Annotated in this window: 18 protein-coding genes; 10 read left to right on the top strand and 8 right to left on the bottom strand. The window is 34.6% G+C overall.

Translation table 11 applies throughout. The features are described 5' to 3' along the window. The 9 genes from DIT68_RS14430 (at nucleotide 1) to DIT68_RS14380 (ending at nucleotide 9,385) form a co-directional block, all read left to right on the top strand. On the top strand, nucleotides 1-1,038 hold the full coding sequence (locus DIT68_RS14430) for a TolB-like translocation protein (protein WP_146194239.1): 1,038 nt from the start codon (nucleotides 1-3) through the stop codon (nucleotides 1,036-1,038). 107 nt (nucleotides 1,039-1,145) lie between these two features. Then, complete coding sequence (locus tag DIT68_RS14425) at nucleotides 1,146-1,805, top strand: hypothetical protein (protein ID WP_146194238.1); 660 nt, start codon at nucleotides 1,146-1,148, stop codon at nucleotides 1,803-1,805. 107 nt (nucleotides 1,806-1,912) lie between these two features. After that, nucleotides 1,913-2,743: an abortive infection family protein gene (locus DIT68_RS14420; RefSeq protein ID WP_109360526.1), complete on the top strand. Its 831-nt coding sequence runs from the start codon at nucleotides 1,913-1,915 to the stop codon at nucleotides 2,741-2,743. Further along, nucleotides 2,727-3,461, top strand: coding sequence for a hypothetical protein (locus tag DIT68_RS14415; RefSeq protein ID WP_109360525.1), 735 nt, complete (start codon nucleotides 2,727-2,729; stop codon nucleotides 3,459-3,461). The genes DIT68_RS14420 and DIT68_RS14415 overlap by 17 nt, the downstream gene beginning before the upstream one ends. Nucleotides 3,462-3,625: 164 nt before the next feature. Further along, nucleotides 3,626-4,702, top strand: a complete 1,077-nt coding sequence (locus tag DIT68_RS14410; protein ID WP_109360524.1) for a ligand-binding sensor domain-containing protein — start codon at nucleotides 3,626-3,628, stop codon at nucleotides 4,700-4,702. A 722-nt stretch (nucleotides 4,703-5,424) separates the two neighbouring features. Beyond that, nucleotides 5,425-7,311: a molecular chaperone HtpG gene (gene htpG, locus DIT68_RS14395; RefSeq protein ID WP_109360521.1), complete on the top strand. Its 1,887-nt coding sequence runs from the start codon at nucleotides 5,425-5,427 to the stop codon at nucleotides 7,309-7,311. A 45-nt stretch (nucleotides 7,312-7,356) separates the two neighbouring features. Then, complete coding sequence (locus tag DIT68_RS14390) at nucleotides 7,357-8,160, top strand: TerB family tellurite resistance protein (RefSeq protein WP_109360520.1); 804 nt, start codon at nucleotides 7,357-7,359, stop codon at nucleotides 8,158-8,160. Between the two features lie 197 nt (nucleotides 8,161-8,357). Next, nucleotides 8,358-8,966 carry a hypothetical protein gene (locus DIT68_RS14385; protein WP_109360519.1) on the top strand — a complete coding sequence of 203 codons (609 nt, stop codon included), beginning with the start codon at nucleotides 8,358-8,360 and terminating at the stop codon, nucleotides 8,964-8,966. Then, nucleotides 8,963-9,385, top strand: a complete 423-nt coding sequence (locus DIT68_RS14380; RefSeq protein ID WP_109360518.1) for a hypothetical protein — start codon at nucleotides 8,963-8,965, stop codon at nucleotides 9,383-9,385. The genes DIT68_RS14385 and DIT68_RS14380 overlap by 4 nt, the downstream gene beginning before the upstream one ends. Nucleotides 9,386-9,468: 83 nt before the next feature. Here DIT68_RS14380 and bshC read toward each other — a convergent pair whose 3' ends face one another. Continuing rightward, nucleotides 9,469-11,055 (bottom strand): bacillithiol biosynthesis cysteine-adding enzyme BshC, encoded by a 1,587-nt coding sequence (gene bshC / locus DIT68_RS14375; protein WP_109360517.1) that lies wholly within the window; start codon nucleotides 11,053-11,055, stop codon nucleotides 9,469-9,471. 443 nt (nucleotides 11,056-11,498) lie between these two features. On the opposite strand from bshC, the gene DIT68_RS14370 reads away from it, so the two are divergent. Then, nucleotides 11,499-11,933 carry a peptidylprolyl isomerase gene (locus DIT68_RS14370; RefSeq protein ID WP_109360516.1) on the top strand — a complete coding sequence of 145 codons (435 nt, stop codon included), beginning with the start codon at nucleotides 11,499-11,501 and terminating at the stop codon, nucleotides 11,931-11,933. A gap of 639 nt (nucleotides 11,934-12,572) precedes the next feature. On the opposite strand, the gene DIT68_RS14365 is transcribed toward DIT68_RS14370, so the two are convergent. The 7 genes from DIT68_RS14365 to DIT68_RS14335 form a co-directional block, all read right to left on the bottom strand. Further along, a complete protein-coding gene (locus tag DIT68_RS14365) occupies nucleotides 12,573-13,508 on the bottom strand; it encodes a 1-aminocyclopropane-1-carboxylate deaminase/D-cysteine desulfhydrase (protein ID WP_158276200.1) in 936 nt (311 codons plus the stop codon). 11 nt (nucleotides 13,509-13,519) lie between these two features. Next, complete coding sequence (locus DIT68_RS14360) at nucleotides 13,520-14,962, bottom strand: FKBP-type peptidyl-prolyl cis-trans isomerase (RefSeq protein WP_109360514.1); 1,443 nt, start codon at nucleotides 14,960-14,962, stop codon at nucleotides 13,520-13,522. A gap of 82 nt (nucleotides 14,963-15,044) precedes the next feature. Then, complete coding sequence (ftsY, locus tag DIT68_RS14355; protein WP_109360513.1) at nucleotides 15,045-16,001, bottom strand: signal recognition particle-docking protein FtsY; 957 nt, start codon at nucleotides 15,999-16,001, stop codon at nucleotides 15,045-15,047. Nucleotides 16,002-16,080: 79 nt separating this feature from the next. Continuing rightward, the gene (locus DIT68_RS14350) at nucleotides 16,081-16,236 is read right to left on the bottom strand and encodes a DUF4295 domain-containing protein (protein ID WP_109360512.1); all 156 of its coding nucleotides are present in this window, start codon (nucleotides 16,234-16,236) and stop codon (nucleotides 16,081-16,083) included. 7 nt (nucleotides 16,237-16,243) lie between these two features. Then, a complete protein-coding gene (gene rpmG / locus DIT68_RS14345; protein WP_107039912.1) occupies nucleotides 16,244-16,426 on the bottom strand; it encodes a 50S ribosomal protein L33 in 183 nt (60 codons plus the stop codon). A gap of 39 nt (nucleotides 16,427-16,465) precedes the next feature. Then, on the bottom strand, nucleotides 16,466-16,702 hold the full coding sequence (gene rpmB, locus DIT68_RS14340; RefSeq protein ID WP_109360511.1) for a 50S ribosomal protein L28: 237 nt from the start codon (nucleotides 16,700-16,702) through the stop codon (nucleotides 16,466-16,468). Between the two features lie 313 nt (nucleotides 16,703-17,015). After that, nucleotides 17,016-17,687 (bottom strand): hypothetical protein, encoded by a 672-nt coding sequence (locus DIT68_RS14335; protein WP_146194237.1) that lies wholly within the window; start codon nucleotides 17,685-17,687, stop codon nucleotides 17,016-17,018. Nucleotides 17,688-17,719 lie beyond the last annotated feature (32 nt).

Below are 17,719 nucleotides of genomic sequence, written 5' to 3'. Positions count from 1 at the left end.
ATGAATATTAAAGTAATTATATATATTCTTATTGCATTAGGAACTATGGCTTGTCGAAAAGACAAGCCTGTTCCTCCTGTTTTAGAATCTTCAGATTGCAAGCCTTTTGCTAAAAATTTACCCTTTCAAACTTACTTTACAATAGATAGACCTCAATTTAAAGCACCACATTTTAATCCCAATAACAGTAATGAGTTTATTTATCATTTTAGGGATTATGAGCAAAACCTATTTCAATTAATAAAATATAACATTCAAACACAACAAAAGACGTTGATTACAGAGAGTGGGAAGATTGGTGGTCAGCCAAAATGGGGAAGTAGTGGTTGGATTGCTTATACGCATACTCCTGCATATTCTGAACATATCTTTATTGTAAAAGACAATGGAGATAGTTTAACTCAGTTTACTGATAATGTCCATAACCTTTATCCCGTTTGGAATGAGACAGGTGATGAATTATATTGGGCATATTCACCTAACCTTGGAATTCCATATTATTTTTTATCTCAAAATTTAAATACACTTATCCCTGACACACTTTCAGAGTCTGGTGATGTATATAATGGATATCTCAGATACAATGCAATTTCTTTTAATAATAAATTATTGTCATTGGTTCATATTAACAATAGTAATAGTCCATATTTAGCAACCGCATCGCTTGACGAGGAGTCACTCTCCTTTACAAGTATTGTTAACATGAACCAAGCATTTGATTATCCTAGCGTATCAGGTCTTTGCTGGTCGAATAACGAAGAATATGTGTATGTTTCTATTGGGTATCCGGATGGAGGGTTGTATAAAATAGGAGTAAACAACTCAAATGTTGAGCTACTCATACCTTTTTGCGATACCAAAAGGTATGAGTCTATTTCGGCATCACCAGATGGGAAATATTTAATCGGTGAACGAGTAGATAGTCATCTTGAATTAGATAACGATTCAAACCCAACAGGAGCAATAATCGAAAACTCATCAATATATCTTATTGACTTGAATACATTAGAGGAAACCAAAATAAACTTAGAACCATGAAGCTAAAAATTTTAATAATCTGTATTTTAATATCTCCAGCATTATTCTCGCAATTTGAGACAGAAAAATTATCTTTTGAATTTGGATATGGATTAAACAAATATTCAATGGAAAATTTAAATCGGTTTTTTATTGATTCGGTTACTTCGCAATCCAACCCAAAAATACTTGATAAGAAATTAGAAAAAGGTCAGAAGTTTGATTTATCAATAAATTATAGACCTTCCAAATATTTTAATGTCGGTTTGTTTTCTTCCTACCAATATGGAAGTCAAAGTTCAACCCCGAAATTCATAGAAACAGATGATTTTGGTAACGTTATTGCCCAACACGAAAGGAATTATGAATTAAAAACACAAGCTATTTCTTTTGGAATAAACTCCACACTTTTCTTAAATACTTTATTAAAGTTAGATCAAAAAAATAGTAAGTTTCTACAAAACTTAAAATTAGGTGTTGGTTTAAATGGTGGTGTTGCTTACTCAAAGGTCATTTCTGATATGAGGTCTAAATCATTCCCTTTAGCGTCTTATTATGAGTTTTTTGAAAGTATGGACTTTCAAGGGCAAGCTTTTATTGACATAGGTTATTATTTTTCAAAAAGCAGCCTGTTCTCTTCAATTGGCATCAAATTAGGCTATCAATATTTTGTAACAAAAACGGTTCGAGATAGATTAGATAATGAGTGGGTTATTTTTAACGAATACCCGATAAACTTAGACTTCTCAGGGCTATTCATCGGAACATACATAATGATTGGGAAATAGTACTGCACACAACAGCAAATAAGCCCAAGCGGCAAACGTTCACACGTACTAGCCGCCTGTGCCTATTTGCGATCCGTTGTGGTGCATTAAAAAAGACACGAACATAAATGAAAGTATCTGAACGAACTATTAAATTTTTAGGAAAGACTTTATGTGGGGATAATAAAATCCTTCCATATAAAACAGGTCCTCAATTGGTTGATTTTTTTGTTGAGTTCGGAGCAGATGATAGATATGAAGAAGGTTTTCCAAGTAGATGGAAATACACGGAAGAAAAAGTCAGACAATTCAACGGAACACAAGGATTAAAACTAATAATTGAAAATTCAGTTGACCCAAGAGATTTAATCGAAGCGGGAGCAGATCCCGAAGAACTTGACGCAATTATTAAACCCATTAATGACTATCTGCGCTATGAAGGTTTTGAGCTTAAAAAAGTTGGAGAATTTTATAAAGTACATGATTCAAAAGGAATAGTCGTTGAGCCTGAGACTGTAAAAGGTCTTAATCATGAGTTTATTCAAGAGCAAATAACGAAGTGTCATACAAAAATTGATCAAGGCGATTTTAATGGTGCGATAACTAATGCACGGAGTTTAGCAGAAGCTGTCATGATAGAAATAATTGAACAGCATGAAGGGAAAGAAATTAAAAATGACGGAAAGCTTGACAACTTATATAAGCAAGTTAAGAAGATTTTGAACCTTACTATTGACCCTCATGTATTGCCGCCTACAGTAATTCAAATTCTATCAGGATTAGATTCAATCACAAGTGGATTATCAGGACTTAGTAATAATTCAGGGGACAGACATGCTAATAAGTTTAAAACATTAAAACACCATGCTAGATTAGCAGTAAATGCGACAATGACATTTGTTGACTTCCTGTTAGATAGCAAAGAATATCAAAACATAAAAAATGGAAACAACAATTGAGATAATCATTGAAATAATTTTATTTCTAATAGTTTCATATTTTATTTTCTATAAATCCTTAATGAAGGAACTAGGGAAACAAAATGCTAAAATTATTACAGCTGAAGAGCTCACTAGAACACAAGAAAGTGTAAAGCAAGAATTTAGAACCCTAATCGCGGATTATAAATCAAAAATTTCAGAACAATTGACTGTCAAGGTTGAAAACCTAAAAGCTGAATTAGCTAAAAATAACATCTCGTATCAAATCAGCCTAGCTGAACTAACTAAGATGAGATTTCAGAAAATTGAAGAGTTAGTGCTCGACCTTATTAAACTACAAGACTTTATTAGAGAAAATATGTTTTGGGCAGAGAATGAAGAAGATTTTAGAAAGAACAAAAGCAGTTTTAATGAGCTTTATAAAAAAGCTGATATTAGCAGGAAGCTATGCACTTTATACTTACCAGATGAACTCATTCAAAAAATCATTGATGTATTAAACAACTCGCATAGTGCATATATGTCTTTTGTCAAAATGTATCATACAAATCCAAAACAATTGGGTGAAGTGTCACTTTGGGATTTAAACGCTCATAAAATTCAACAAGACCTGACTAATGAAAATTTCAAAGCTTATCAAAAACTAGATAGTGAAATTGATAAATTTCCTTCAATTCTAAAAGATTTATCCAGTGAATTTAAAAAACAGGTTATTCTAAAAAATATCGATGAATAAAGTAAACGCACCACAACAGCACCTAAGAAAACATGGGGCGGACAGTGGTTTCCGCGAGTTTCGTTCTTCGTGGCTACTTTTGTCACGGGCGGACAGGAAATCGCCTCGAAAAGCCCCACGTCTCTTAGCTGCGACACGTTGTGCGTCATATAGTAAAATCCAAAATGAGCAAAAAAAAAGAATTGATTTACCTAATACTCATATTGACTATAAACTTTTCTTGTGTAGATAACAAGCCAACGGAAAAGGAAGTAATTAAGCCAGAATTGGCAAACACCTCACAAACCGACACCTTAAAATTTACTTCGGGAATACGTGCAATCTTCCAAGACAGTAAGGGTAACTATTGGCTTGGAAGTCATAATGAAGGAGTATGTAATTATGATGGAAAAATATTTAAATACTTTACAACTAATAACGGTTTACAAGACAATCAAATCCGTTCAATTCAAGAAGATAAAACCGGAATAATTTGGATTGTAACGGCAAAAGGTGTGAGTAGCTATAACGAAGGTAAATTCACAAGTTATTCGACTGAGTTTAATGCTCCAAAGTCAGACTGGAATACTACTACTGGGAACTTATGGTTTTATGCGGGAGAAGAAGATGGAATAAACCGTTTTGATGGGATGAATATGAACTATCTAATTTTTCCAAAACCTAAAAATGATAATCCGAATAAATCTTATGGGGTTACAGGTATCTCAAAAGATAGAGACGGTAAAGTTTGGATTGCAACTTATTCAGCATTGTTCAATTACAATGGCAAAATGATAAATCTTTATGACCATAAAAATCTAAAACTTAAAGACAATGAAGTTTTACATATCAGAAGTGTCTTGGCAGATTCAAAAGGTCGAATTTGGATTGGGAATAATGGAATTGGTGTAATACTTAAAGAAGAAGATAACATAACCCATTTCTCAAAAGAACAAGGAAAACTAATTCCATTGAATCAATTTGAAGCGAACATTAAATCACAACAATTAGATAAAAATACAGGATTACAATCCGTTTTTGCCATTGAAGAAGATTCAGAAGGCAACATTTGGTTTGGAGATAGGGATTCAGGCGCTTGGAAATATGACGGTAATACTTTGACAAACTATACCATTGACAGCGAATTATCTAAATCAATGATTTGGACTATCTATAAAGACAATAGTAATAATTTACTTTTTGGAATGGCAAATGGAGGAGTTTACAGGTTTAACGGTAAATCATTTGATAAACTGTTCTAAATAATAAAATACGAACGCACAATAACTAAGTATTCGGCGTGCCGATAGGCCAACGCTGAACTACGAAGTACTCATGAATACAAATAAAAAAAAACAGACAAGAATGAATAATACCATGTTGACGGATCCGGATTTCCTTAGCCCTACTGAGCTTGCCGAACGTATGGGGAAAACGTTTTAATACATTATTTTTGAAAGATTATTTTGGTGTGTTACGCTTTGATTATGAGCGTGCATTTCGAATTTAATTTGGTTGATTACTATTCAGTGTCACAAAAACCACGCATTTATCAGGACTTTCCCAAAGCTACCGCGAGATTTAGCGCAGCTTCTCGTGGTAGCTTGGTTTCCAAACAAAAAACTCCTTTCATAATCATAAGTCCAAACATCTTCGAGAGTAAATAATTTTCACTAAATCAACTGGTGTTAATCCAACTGTAAATCCAGCATTAGTTTTTCGGTCAAAAGATTACCCGCAAAACAGCCCTATTGATTATAGCGGTGGAACAGGAATTCAAAGGAATTAGTGGAAGAAACTATTTGAACTTATTTTTAGTTTTTAGGTTGGTTATCGAAAGGATTCAGACTACCACAAGAATAATCTCGCCGTCGCTGGGAGAATTATGCTTCGAAAACAAAACCATTGCGCGACATTTTGACAGTCCTACTCCACTGGCACAAAGATTGACTATTCACATTCGTCAACAAAAAATTAAAATAAAATGAAAAAAGGTCATATTAATGTAGAGACGGAAAATATATTTCCGATTATCAAGAAGTTTTTGTACTCAGATCACGAGATATTTTTACGTGAGTTGGTTTCGAATGCTGTAGATGCATCTCAGAAACTAAAAGTTTTATCCAAAAATGGAGAATATGATAAAGAAGTTGGTGAATTAAAAGTTGAAGTAATTTTAGATAAAGCGGCTAAAACTTTAACCATTAGAGATAATGGTATTGGAATGACAGCCGATGAAATTGATAAATACATCAACCAAATCGCGTTCTCTGGAGCGGAAGAATTCGTTCAGAAATATAAAGAATCTGATAACAAAGAGTCTATTATTGGACACTTTGGTTTAGGTTTTTACTCTGCTTTCATGGTAGCAGAAAAAGTAGAAATCCTTACATTGGGAAGATATGAAGACGCTACCGCAGTAAGATGGGAAAGTAATGGAACAACAGAATACACGATTCAAGATGCTGAAAAAGCAACACGAGGAACAGATATCATATTACACATCAATGAAGAATCTGCAGAGTTTTTAGAAGAAGCTAGAATTGGCGGAATCTTGAACAAATATTGTAAATTCTTACCTGTTCCAGTTATTTTTGGAACGCGTACAGAGCAAATTGATGATCCTAAGGGAGAAAAAGATGAAGAAGGAAACATTAAGAAAATTTCTAATGAAGTTCCAGATCAAATCAACAATCCTTCTCCAGCATGGACAAAAATGCCAGCTGAATTAGAGAAAGAAGATTATGCTCAATTTTACAGAGAGTTGTACCCTTCTACAATTGAAGATCCATTATTCCACATTCACTTAAATGTAGATTATCCATTTAACCTTACTGGGATTTTATATTTCCCTAAGATTAAGGAAAACGTTGAAGTTCAAAAGAATAAAATTCAATTATACTCTAACCAAGTATTTATTACAGATAGCGTTGAGGAAATTGTACCTGAGTTTTTAACACTTTTACATGGTGTAATTGATTCACCAGACATTCCCCTAAACGTTTCGCGTTCATATTTACAAAGTGATAGCAACGTTAAGAAAATTAGTGCTCACATTTCGAAAAAAGTTTCTGATAAACTGAAAGAAATGTTCAAGAAAGACCGTAAAGATTTCGAGGAAAAATGGGGAGATTTGCGCATATTCTCTGAATACGGAATGTTGTCTGATGATAAATTCGCAGATAGAGCAAAAGCCTTCCACTTGATGGAGAGCACAGATGGAAAATTCTATACTCCTGAAGAATTCAAGGAAGAAGTTAAAGCAACACAAACGGATAAAGACGGTAAAACTGTTTTCCTTTACACCAACGATAAAGAGGAGCAATACAGTTTTGTAAAAGCTGCAAACGACAGAGGCTACAAGGTAATTGAATTACAAGGACCTCTTGCAGCACACTGGGTTCAAAAAATGGAATCCTCTTTAGAGAATGTTACTTTCGCCAGAGTAGATGCGGATACCTTGGACAAATTAATTCAGAAAGACGAAAATATTCCTTCTAAATTAAGTGAAGATGAGCAAAAAGAATTACAACCTGTATTTGAAGCAACAGTAAACAAAGACAAGTTCAAGGTTCAATTTGAAAGTATGTCGGAAAGTGAAGCTCCAATTGTTGTGACTCAACCAGAATTCATTAGAAGAATGAAAGAGCAACAAGCAATGGGAGGCGCAGGATTTTTTGGAGCTTTCCCAGAAACTTACAATATGATTGTAAATAGCAATCATCCAAAAATTTCAAGTATTTTAGCAGCCAAAGGTGAGGAACAAGCTCAAAAAGCAAAACAACTTACCGATTTAGCAATGCTTGCACAAGGCATGTTGAAAGGTGAAGATTTAACAAACTTCGTGAATAGAAGTATAGAATTAGTATAAATTTCAGAGGAGCGGGCATAATTTCCCGCTCCTTTTTTTAGTGTTATGACAGGATATTTTAAGTGGATTGGAGCAGGATTAGGGTTTTACCTTACCGGATTTCGTTTGTATGGAGCCTTTCTAGGGTTTATTTTTGGAACATTTATCGATAATTTTGCTCGTGCAGCCAGTTTTCTTAATGAAAGTCAGCAGGGTGGACAGGGAAGACAACAAAACTTCCGTTCATCTCAAGACATTTTTGATTTCTACCAACGTCAAACACAACGCTACGATTTCCCAACCATGTTATTGGCGCTATCTGCAGCAGTAATGAAAGCGGATGATAGAGTCATGAAATCTGAGTTAGAATACGTAAAAGCATTTTTACAACAGCAATTTGGAAATCAATTTACCACCTCACATTTACAAACCCTCAAAACTTTTTTAGATCAACCTCAAGCTTTACCAATTCAAGAAATTTGCAATGATGTACGCACAAGAACCCAACCAGAAGTGCGTGTCCAATTGCTGCATTATTTATTCGGAATAGCAAAAGCAGATGGCACAGTTTCCGCCGCTGAAATGCAAGTCTTACAACGTATTGCCTCAATGATGGGAATTCCAAACATGGACTTTACCAGCGTTCAAAACATGTTCCAACGGGATACAGAAAGCGATTACAAAGTTTTAGGAACAACGAAAGATGCAGAAGACGCTGAAATCAAAAAAGCATACCGAAAAATGGCCATTCGCTATCACCCAGATAAAGTAGCCACCATGGGAGAGGAATATCAAAAAGGAGCCAAGGAAAAGTTCCAAAGAATAAACGAAGCCTATGAAAACATCAAGAAGGAAAGAGGAATGGTTTAATCCGATCAGATGGAAAGTGAACTTCAATTCTGAACCTTCCTTATTTAAAATTCCAATAAATAACATTTCTAGTTTTTAAACTTACCTAGTACTCAGTAAAACATAGTCTACTAGGAAATGGAATGCTATTTGTAAATCACCAATAAAATTCTTTTTTCTATTTTTGTAAAAGAAACCATAATACAAACACTATTGATATGATTCCACCCCATTACCGCAAAGCACTTTTGACTCTCTTGACCCTATGTTTTTTATTGGTCAATTCATTTAAATCTACTGGTCAACCCATTTTAACAAACCCTTTAGCCGGTAGTTATTTCCAACCCAATTTTGGAATTAATTTAGGAACATTTTTTAATCATGAAGATTTTCTATTTGATTTTGGTTTAGGCTTAGAGGAGTTAGGATACGATTTTAGTGCAACTTTCAATGGTAGTTTTAGGCCTTACTACAAAAAAGTGGTCTTTGAGGAGGATGAAAATTTATTTTACCAAGTACAAGAAAAAGTACTACAGTTTTCTATCGACCTAGAAAAGCGATTTTACTTTATTCACTTTATGAATTCCAGTAAAATTGGGCTTTACGCCATGATGAAATTTGGATATTTCTATGGTACCTACAAGGGACTAAAAGAAAACCGAAATAAAACCTTATCACTTACACCTGGAGCCGGATTGTCCTGGCAGTTTTCAAAAATTAGTCGTTTGAATTTAGGTTATTTATATTTTAACCAAAATCCATACGCTGATCCGCATACAATTAATCTAAAACTCAGTATGTTCATCAATAAAGATCAAACACCATGAAAAGGCAACTCAAACATTCTTTAATACTCTTGTTTTTCATAACGCTAAATACATCATGCGGAAAAAGCAATAACGATATTTGCGATCCTGACCAGATCTGTTACACGCAAAAGCCTGACGAACTATACATAAAGGTCGAGTTATCGAATAACCCCAACTCTGAAGCCATCGAAGTCAAATTGTATAAAGGTTATATTGATGATGGTGAATTGTATGACACGTTTTTCACTACAGAAAATACAGTTTACTATTTAATGCCAGAAGGCGAAAGATATTCTGTAACCGCAAAATATAAAGATGGCAATGATTACATTCTGGTCGTTGATAGTGAAAAATTAAGAAGTGAATCTTATGAAAACTGTGAAGAAACTTGCTACGATTGGGACGAGGAAATTGTCTTAGATTTGAAATTGAAATAGTACTTTCAGCTTTAAGACGTGAAAAAAACTTGGAGTTACGGTTGAATTGATCTCCGTCAATTCAACCGTTCACTTAAATTCTTTTATTCTTCAATGACTAAAATCAGATCATTTTCTTCCGAATCAATCAAATCATAAACCATCCCAACAAACTCCTTTGGTCCATATTTACCCAAGTAAGGAATCATATTTTCAGACCTTTCTTGTAAACCATTATAAGGAAACAAACGTTTATAAATACCATCGATTTGCTTCATTGCATCCTCGTTTTTCTTCTTCGAATGGCGAATCAATTTTTGCTTCACCCCATCCACCTGCTTTTGAACTTTCGTGGATTCACTTTTTCCGTAGGCCGCCAACCCTTTATCAAGTGAGGAAATTAAAAGCTGTAATTCCTCCATTAACGCTGCTGACTTTTCTTCCAAGGCGGAAAAATCTAACTCCACCTCCGCATGGTCCAAAACATATTGCTTTTTTACCTCATGAATAGATTCAAAAACATCCTTGTAGTCAAGATTTAGCTTTTCAATCTTTTTATTGGTCGATTTGTCAAACCATTGAACAGAATTTCGCACTTTTATTATAGGAAACGGAACATCAGTCTGATCAAACATTCCTTTAAACTGAAGCCAATACGCCATTTCTCCTCCTCCACCTAAATAACAAAGGTTGGGCAAAATAAATTCCTGATATAAAGGGCGCAGAACTACATTTGGAGAAAAACGCGCTGGATATGCTTCCAACTCTTTAAGCAAATCTTCTTTTGAAATCGTTTTTTCTCCAATTTCGAAATCACCATTTTCTGTTGGAATAATTCTTTCTCTTAATTGGTCCTTGATGTAGAACAAATTTACCGGACGTGCCATTGCTTGACCATGAAAACCATCCTCTTCCAATTTTTCGGTCGTCTTTAAAACCTCTTTTTCTGAAAAGTTTGACTCCAATTCCTTTTTCATTAAAGGCGAAAATGTTGCTTTTAAATCTGAATTATCGGCATCTAAAACAATTAATCCATATTCACCAAAAAGGCGCATCATCAACTCTGTGGTCGCCTCAGCTAAATTCCCTTTTGTATAAAATTGATCCAAAAACTCAGCAAAATCAGGGTTATTCTCAAACTTTGCTAAGATTTCAGTTTTGACACCATCCATACCTTCCAGTGAAAATCGACCCACAGGACCTTCTTGCTGGCTTTCCCAAGAAATTTTATCATGAAATAATTCCAAGTGGTTGATTTCTGCAAAATCATGATCTTCTGTTGCCAACCAGAACAACGGCACAAAATTTTGATCTGGATATTTCTCTGCTAACTTTTCCGACAAGCGAATAGCGTCCATTATTTTATAAATCACATATAATGGACCGCCAAATAAGTTTAATTGATGACCAGAGGTGATAGTAAATGTGTTTTTGTCTTTAAGCAACTCCAAATTTTGAGCTACTTTGTTGTAGTTCTTGTATGGAGTCATTTGTTGCGTCAAAACAGTATGCAGCAAGGATCGCTGTGCTGTGGAATAACTCGCACTTTTTAAAGCAATTTGCGATTCGAAATTTTCTAAGTTGAAAGGAGCTTGAATGTATTTTGAAATCGCATTTTGATTGTCATTTATTTGATTAGCTAAAGCACTAAAATATGATGTTTCTCTTCGGTTAACTGTAATTCTTTTCATAATAAAACTGTATCGTCTAACTTTATATAGTGACAAAGATATAACGATAATGTTTCGAAATGAATCTATTTCTATGACATTATTGTAATGCCTATTCTAACACTAAAAAAACGTGTAGAAAATTAAAATTCAAAGCATATTAAAAGCATATTATTTGAGCTCGATCTAGAATGCAATGGGTCACCAAATTAAATCTTTTAAAATTAATTGTTCTACTGAGAATTTTACTGTAGCCCACAACACATGTTACATTTTACAGTGTTCACGAGCAATTTCCTTTCATTTTTACAAGTAAATAGGAAGGCTTGTTCATAGAGCAGAAAGTCAGTCCTTGGTATAAAACATACATATATTACAAAAAAGTATAAAGCACTCACAAATGATCTTCAATAATTTAGAATATAGTAGATGATTCCTTATCTTTGCTCAAAAATTTGAAGATTATGAAAGGTATTATAAAGACAAATCGTGGTGAAATGAAAGTTGATTTTTACGACAAAGATGCTCCTAAAACAGTAGAGAATTTCGTGAAATTATCAAAAGAAGGGTTTTATGACGGTTTAACATGGCACAGGGTTCTTCCTGACTTTGTAATTCAAGGAGGATGTCCAAAAGGGACAGGAACAGGCGGACCAGGTTATTCTATCGATTGTGAATTAGATGGAGAAAACCAACACCATGAAAGAGGAGTTTTATCTATGGCTCATGCTGGAAGAAATACTGGTGGTTCACAATTTTTTGTTTGTCACAGTAGAAACAACACAGCGCACTTAGACAGAAACCATACTTGTTTTGGTATCGTTACTGAAGGATTAGATGTTATTGACCAAATTAAGGTTGGTGATAAAATTGAAAAAATCACAATTTTAGAAGACTAGTTAAGTAGTTTTTAATGAATATTGAAAGACCATTTCACTAGAAATGGTCTTTTTTTGCGCTTAACATTTAAGTTTTTATTCATTGGGACTCCCCATTTAATGCTCACTAACAACTTACTGTTTAACCCTATTGTGTAGAACTGGTATGATAGCGGGTAACCCCCTAAAGAATTATATTATAGAGCCAATATTAATCGACTAAACTAAAAAATTGAAAACCTGATTCTGTATTTCCTTTAGCTCCAATTATTTGTCCCCTAAAAGACAGTATTCACCTCGGTAAAACCATATTTTTTAGCTGGAAAAAACAACTTTGCTCCGTTAATTCGCTTAAAACACCACTCACCCCTCTAAAACGTATATTCACCAATCGAAACCAACCACTGGATAACTAACAATCATAAAAGCTTAAAATTCTGCATTTAACAGAATATAATGCACTACATTTGAACTATAATTATGAAACGAAACTCAAAAAAGAAATTATAAGACATGCCTCACCTAAATCAAGCAAAAGTCTATAATGACATGGGGTTCCTACACCTCAAACTATCATAGTTTATAAACGTAGGATAGTTTTTGTAGTATAGTTTAGCAAGATAGAGGTTAGCCAAAAAGCTAGCCTCTTTTCTATTGGTGTCAATCATCTTTTAGATAACCCAGGCTTTCCTTCCAAGACAATGCGCCTTGAAGCCCTCCTGTATGCACGAATAACACTTTTTCATTGGGTTGAATAATTTTATTCCTAAAGTCCTGTTCCATCTGATACATCGCTTTTGCCGTATAAATTGGATCTAACTTTAAACCCGTCGATTCATAAATAGAGTTTATATAAGTTATTAATTCTTGGGGCACCTTCCCATACCCGCCAAAATGGGCGTCATTATGCACGATTAAGCGCTCTTTGTATTCCTCAACCATCTCTTCCTCGTTCAATACCATGTGAAGAAGAGCGTTTATATCATCCTGAATAAAACTTCCTTTTAAAGCAGAAACTACATTAATTCTGGACTTTTGAGTTGCCCCCAAAACCAAACCAGCACCCGTTGTTCCCGTACCACCGGCCAAATAAACATGATCATAATCATTACTGGTTTCTTGCAAAATTTCCTGACATCCAATAACACCGTAATAATTTTTACCACCTTCCGGTACGAAAAAATAATTTGGGTAATCTTCATGTAATTGCTTAAGAAAAGTTGGCTCATCTTTTCTCCGATAATTTGAGCGAGAAACAAATATCAGCTTCATCCCTAAATCAGTGCAAGCCTTTAGTGTTGGATTACTGTATGCATTCAATTCATCACCACGAACAATACCTATCGCGCCTACTCTGAATTGTGAAGCCGCTTTAGCAGTGGCCACCAAATGGTTTGAATAAGGACCACCAAAAGTTAGTATCCCCTTATTCTTTCTATTTGACGCTGTAAGTAAATTGTACTTTAATTTTCTCCATTTATTGCCAGAAACTATAGGGTCTATTAGATCATCTCTCTTTACATCAAAAGAAAAAGGTTCGCCTTTCCCTAATGGAAGACGAACCTTTTCTATTATAGCCTTTGAAGTATTGAACACTTCAGTATATTTTATTGTTGTTGTTGCTGCTGTTGCTGTAATTGCTCTTGAAGTTGTCTCATTTGCTCTTCAGAAAACTGCTGCTGTTGTTGCGGTTGGCGTGATTGAACCAATGTTCCTTCCGCTCCAGACTTAATTACTTCGATTTCAAAAGTCAACGTTTCGTAAGGTTGAATACTTTGATTACCTTGTTCACCATATGCTAGGTAATAAGGTAAAACCAATTTATAACGGCCACCTTCACGCATTTCAGGAATAGCATATTGCCATCCCAATACTACACCGTTGAGAGAAAAAGATGGTGCTGGCTGATTGTTTTGAGACGAAGCCATGTAACTATTCTCAATGACTTCACCTTTGGAATTACTAAGAATGTAATGCGCTTGCACGTCATCACCCTTTTGTACTTTAGGTCCTTTCCCCTCCTCTAGAGTTGTAAGAATATAACCTGAAGTATCAACTTTTGTATTTGGTCGCATTTTGGCTTGCTCAATCACTTTTTGTCCATTCGCTTTCACCTCTCCAAAACGCTCTCCTTGAGATAGTACTTTTGAATAAATAGTGATTGCAGAAAATGGTTGAATCACATAGTTTGGTGAATTTGGAGACCTTAACCCCTCTTCGCCGTATGCCAATTCATGAGAAGTATGGATTGTGTATTCAGCACCTACCTTCATATTTTTCGCGGCTAATTTCCAAGCTTCAGGAAAGACAATATCATCTGCGTTTACTACTTGCGCGTTTTCTTCATCAGATAGTTTTGGATCTTTTAATGTTGAAATAATCGTATCTCCAGCAATATTCGTCATGGTATAAACAATATTATATTCTCCAGACAAATCAATTGGCGTCTCACTCCCCTCTTCATTTTCAATTAAGATATAGCCTTCTTCCTTAACATCGTGTTTATGTTCTTTCGACATTTTAATCATGAACTCCTCACCTGCAAAATTATTAAGGTCATTATTGAAATTCATAATCATTTGCTGACGTTCCTCCACAGGAATTAAAGTATCTGTTTTTGTTAAAGAATTCGCAAAACCGATGCGCGCAATCTCCGGATTAATTTCTCCCATTGCATCTTTAGAGATAAGAGAATTTCTCATCATTTCACCAAAGATAGAACCATAACAATGAGAAATTTCACTCATTTGGTACTTCGATGTATCAATTCCAGAAGGGCTTGATAACGCTGCTTCCAAAATACCAATACAATCAGTTGTTTTTAAATTCTCTTTAGTCAGAAACTCATAGAAGCCATTCTCGAGTTCTTTTTTGTCTAACATATTAAATATTTCCTCAGGCACATTTGTGAAATTGGTCCCCATATCTGCTCCAAGCGCATAGGAAATTCTTTCTTTAAAATCATCTAAATCAATTTCAGATGCATCTTTGGGATCAGAAGTACACGCTACAAAGAGGGTGATTAACGGAATAAAAAACAATTTTTTCATATATAATTTTCTGTTTTATTTTTTGAAATTTAATTTCTGCAAAGTAATAAAGTATAATTGAATATACCCTAGAATTTGTTGGCTATTCTCCAAATAAAGAATCCACAAATGCTTTTTTGTTGAAAGGCTGTAAATCCATCATTTGTTCACCCACTCCAATGTATTTAACTGGAATTTTCATTTGGTCGGAGATACCAATCACAACGCCACCTTTGGCGGTACCATCAAGTTTGGTGATCGCCAATGCGTTGATTTCAGTGGCAAGAGAGAATTGCTTGGCTTGCTCATAAGCATTTTGACCAGTTGAACCATCCAAAACCAATAAAATTTCATGAGGAGCGCCAGGAACAACCTTTTCCATGACACGTTTAATTTTGGTAAGCTCATTCATTAAATTAACCTTATTGTGCAGTCGGCCAGCAGTGTCAATAATAACAACATCCGCTCCTTGCGCTTTCGCAACCTGCAGTGTTTCGAAGGCTACGGAAGCCGGATCTGCCTGCATTCCTTGCTCCACTATCTTTACACCTACGCGTTCAGACCATATAATAAGTTGGTCTACCGCAGCCGCACGGAATGTATCAGCTGCTCCCAGAACAACCTTTTTACCCATATCCTTAAATTGATATGCCAGTTTTCCAATTGTGGTGGTTTTACCCACTCCATTAACACCAACCACCATAATTACATGAGGGTTATTTTCTGGGTGTGTTGGAATTTCATAATCAATATCACTGGTATTATTTTCCTCTAAAAGTGCAGCTATTTCACTTCGAAGAATTCCCTGTAGTTCAGAAGTATTCACATACTTTTCTCTTCCAACTCGCTCTTCAATACGCTCAATAATCTTGATAGTAGTTTTAACGCCTACATCAGAAGTAATTAAAACCTCCTCAAGCTCATCTAAGACTTCATCGTCCACCTTAGATTTACCAACAACAGTTCGCGTGATTTTGGATAAAAAACTTTCTTTGGTTTTTTCTAAACCTTGGTCAAGTTTTTTCTTTTTATCCTTTCCAAACAATCCAAATAATGCCATATTGTATAAAAAAAGAAAAGCTCCCTACCAGAGGCAAGAAGCTAATTATTAATATTTGTTTAAACTACGAAAACTAAGATTATTTGCCTTTTGCGAACCAATCTTTAACCTCCTCGTTTAAAACGATCTGCTCATTGAATGAGTAAGATCCTCTTTCGTTTTTCACCATCTTGATTACTTTCGTGTGGGCTTTACCACCTCCAGTCTGAATAGATGCTACTGATTTCTTTGCCATAACTCAACTATTTAATTTCTTTGTGAATTGTCATCTTCTTAAGAATAGGATTAAATTTCTTTAACTCCAAACGCTCAGGCGTATTCTTTCTATTCTTCGTACTAATATATCTTGAAGTCCCAGGTTTACCTGACTCCTTATGTTCTGTACACTCTAGTATAACTTGAACTCTATTTCCTTTTTTTGCCATCTTATTATTTTTTCCTAGTTAATAACACTCAGTTATTGACTATTTTAAATATCCTTTCGCTCTTGCTTCTTTAACACATGCTGTAATACCATTTTTATTGATAGTACGCAACGCTGACGTTGAAACTCGAAGGGTTATAAACTCTTTCTCTTCAGGAAGAAAAAACTTCTTCTTTACTAAATTAGGGTAAAACTTACGTTTTGTTTTCTGGTTGGAGTGAGAAACATTGTTCCCAACCATTACTCTTTTCCCTGTTAACTGACAAACTCGTGACATATTTAAAATAGTTTATGCTAATTACAAAAGCGGCTGCAAAGAAATATAAATTTTCTTAATTAGCCAAAGTTTAAAAGATTTTATTTCACATTTCTGTTAAAAAATCATTCCCATTTTTTTTTATGGTGTGCAAATATAAGCTAATCAATCAAAATAAGCAAATAATATTTCACAATACAATCACTTTTTATAAAGCGACTCCCTCCATTAATCGATATTCACAGCTATACCAATCGATTTCCACAGAAGAAAAAGTGAAAAACCTAATTATCAATTTCATTTTCAAGCTACCTAGTGCAGAGGAATAAAAAACCTACTCTACCCCGTAATTGATCAATCGATAATGCACTTCTGTACCTTTCCGAATATCAGTAGTGTCAAAATTTTGAATTGTGAAATCTTTAAAACTTCTCTCCACTAAACCCACACCTTTGGCATACACTTCGCGCTTTTTCCGATAGTCAACCAAAGAGAAAAAGTCATCGTAATTGACTATTGCTGTTTCTTCAAATGGAAAACCTTCAATTGACCTACTCTCTCCTACATTTGAGAGAAAAACTTCTTGACTAGGTAGTGAATTAAAGGCATTAACATCCCATTCTTGATCATTTTTAACAGCAAACACCATTTTGATTAATCGCTGATTCTCTTCAACGACCTCTCCTCTACCACCATCTCTAACTAATGTCCAGACACGTTGGTCTAGTAATTCTCCAGTTGAAATATCATATCTGTATTGAAAAAATTTGTTTACAAGCCTTCCTGAATTATCGAGAACCTCTTCTCCTATTTTAGTCTTTAAAATATACCGACTAGAATCGTGCTGGGGACTTACATCTACATCATGAAAAACCTCTAACACTTCATATTCTGAAAAGGCACCTTCTGTAATTGGGAAATATTCAAAACCAAAATCCACGATCTCCGACTCCTTACAAGCGAGCATTGCAAAAAGTATAGCACTCAAGAGAATTGTCTTATTCATTAGATTTTCTTTACAATTACAGCTCTTCTAAA

The organism is Brumimicrobium oceani (genome assembly GCF_003143775.1).
Classification (GTDB): Bacteria; Bacteroidota; Bacteroidia; order Flavobacteriales_D; family Crocinitomicaceae; genus Brumimicrobium; species Brumimicrobium oceani.
This window is presented reverse-complemented; position numbering and strand designations above follow the sequence as displayed.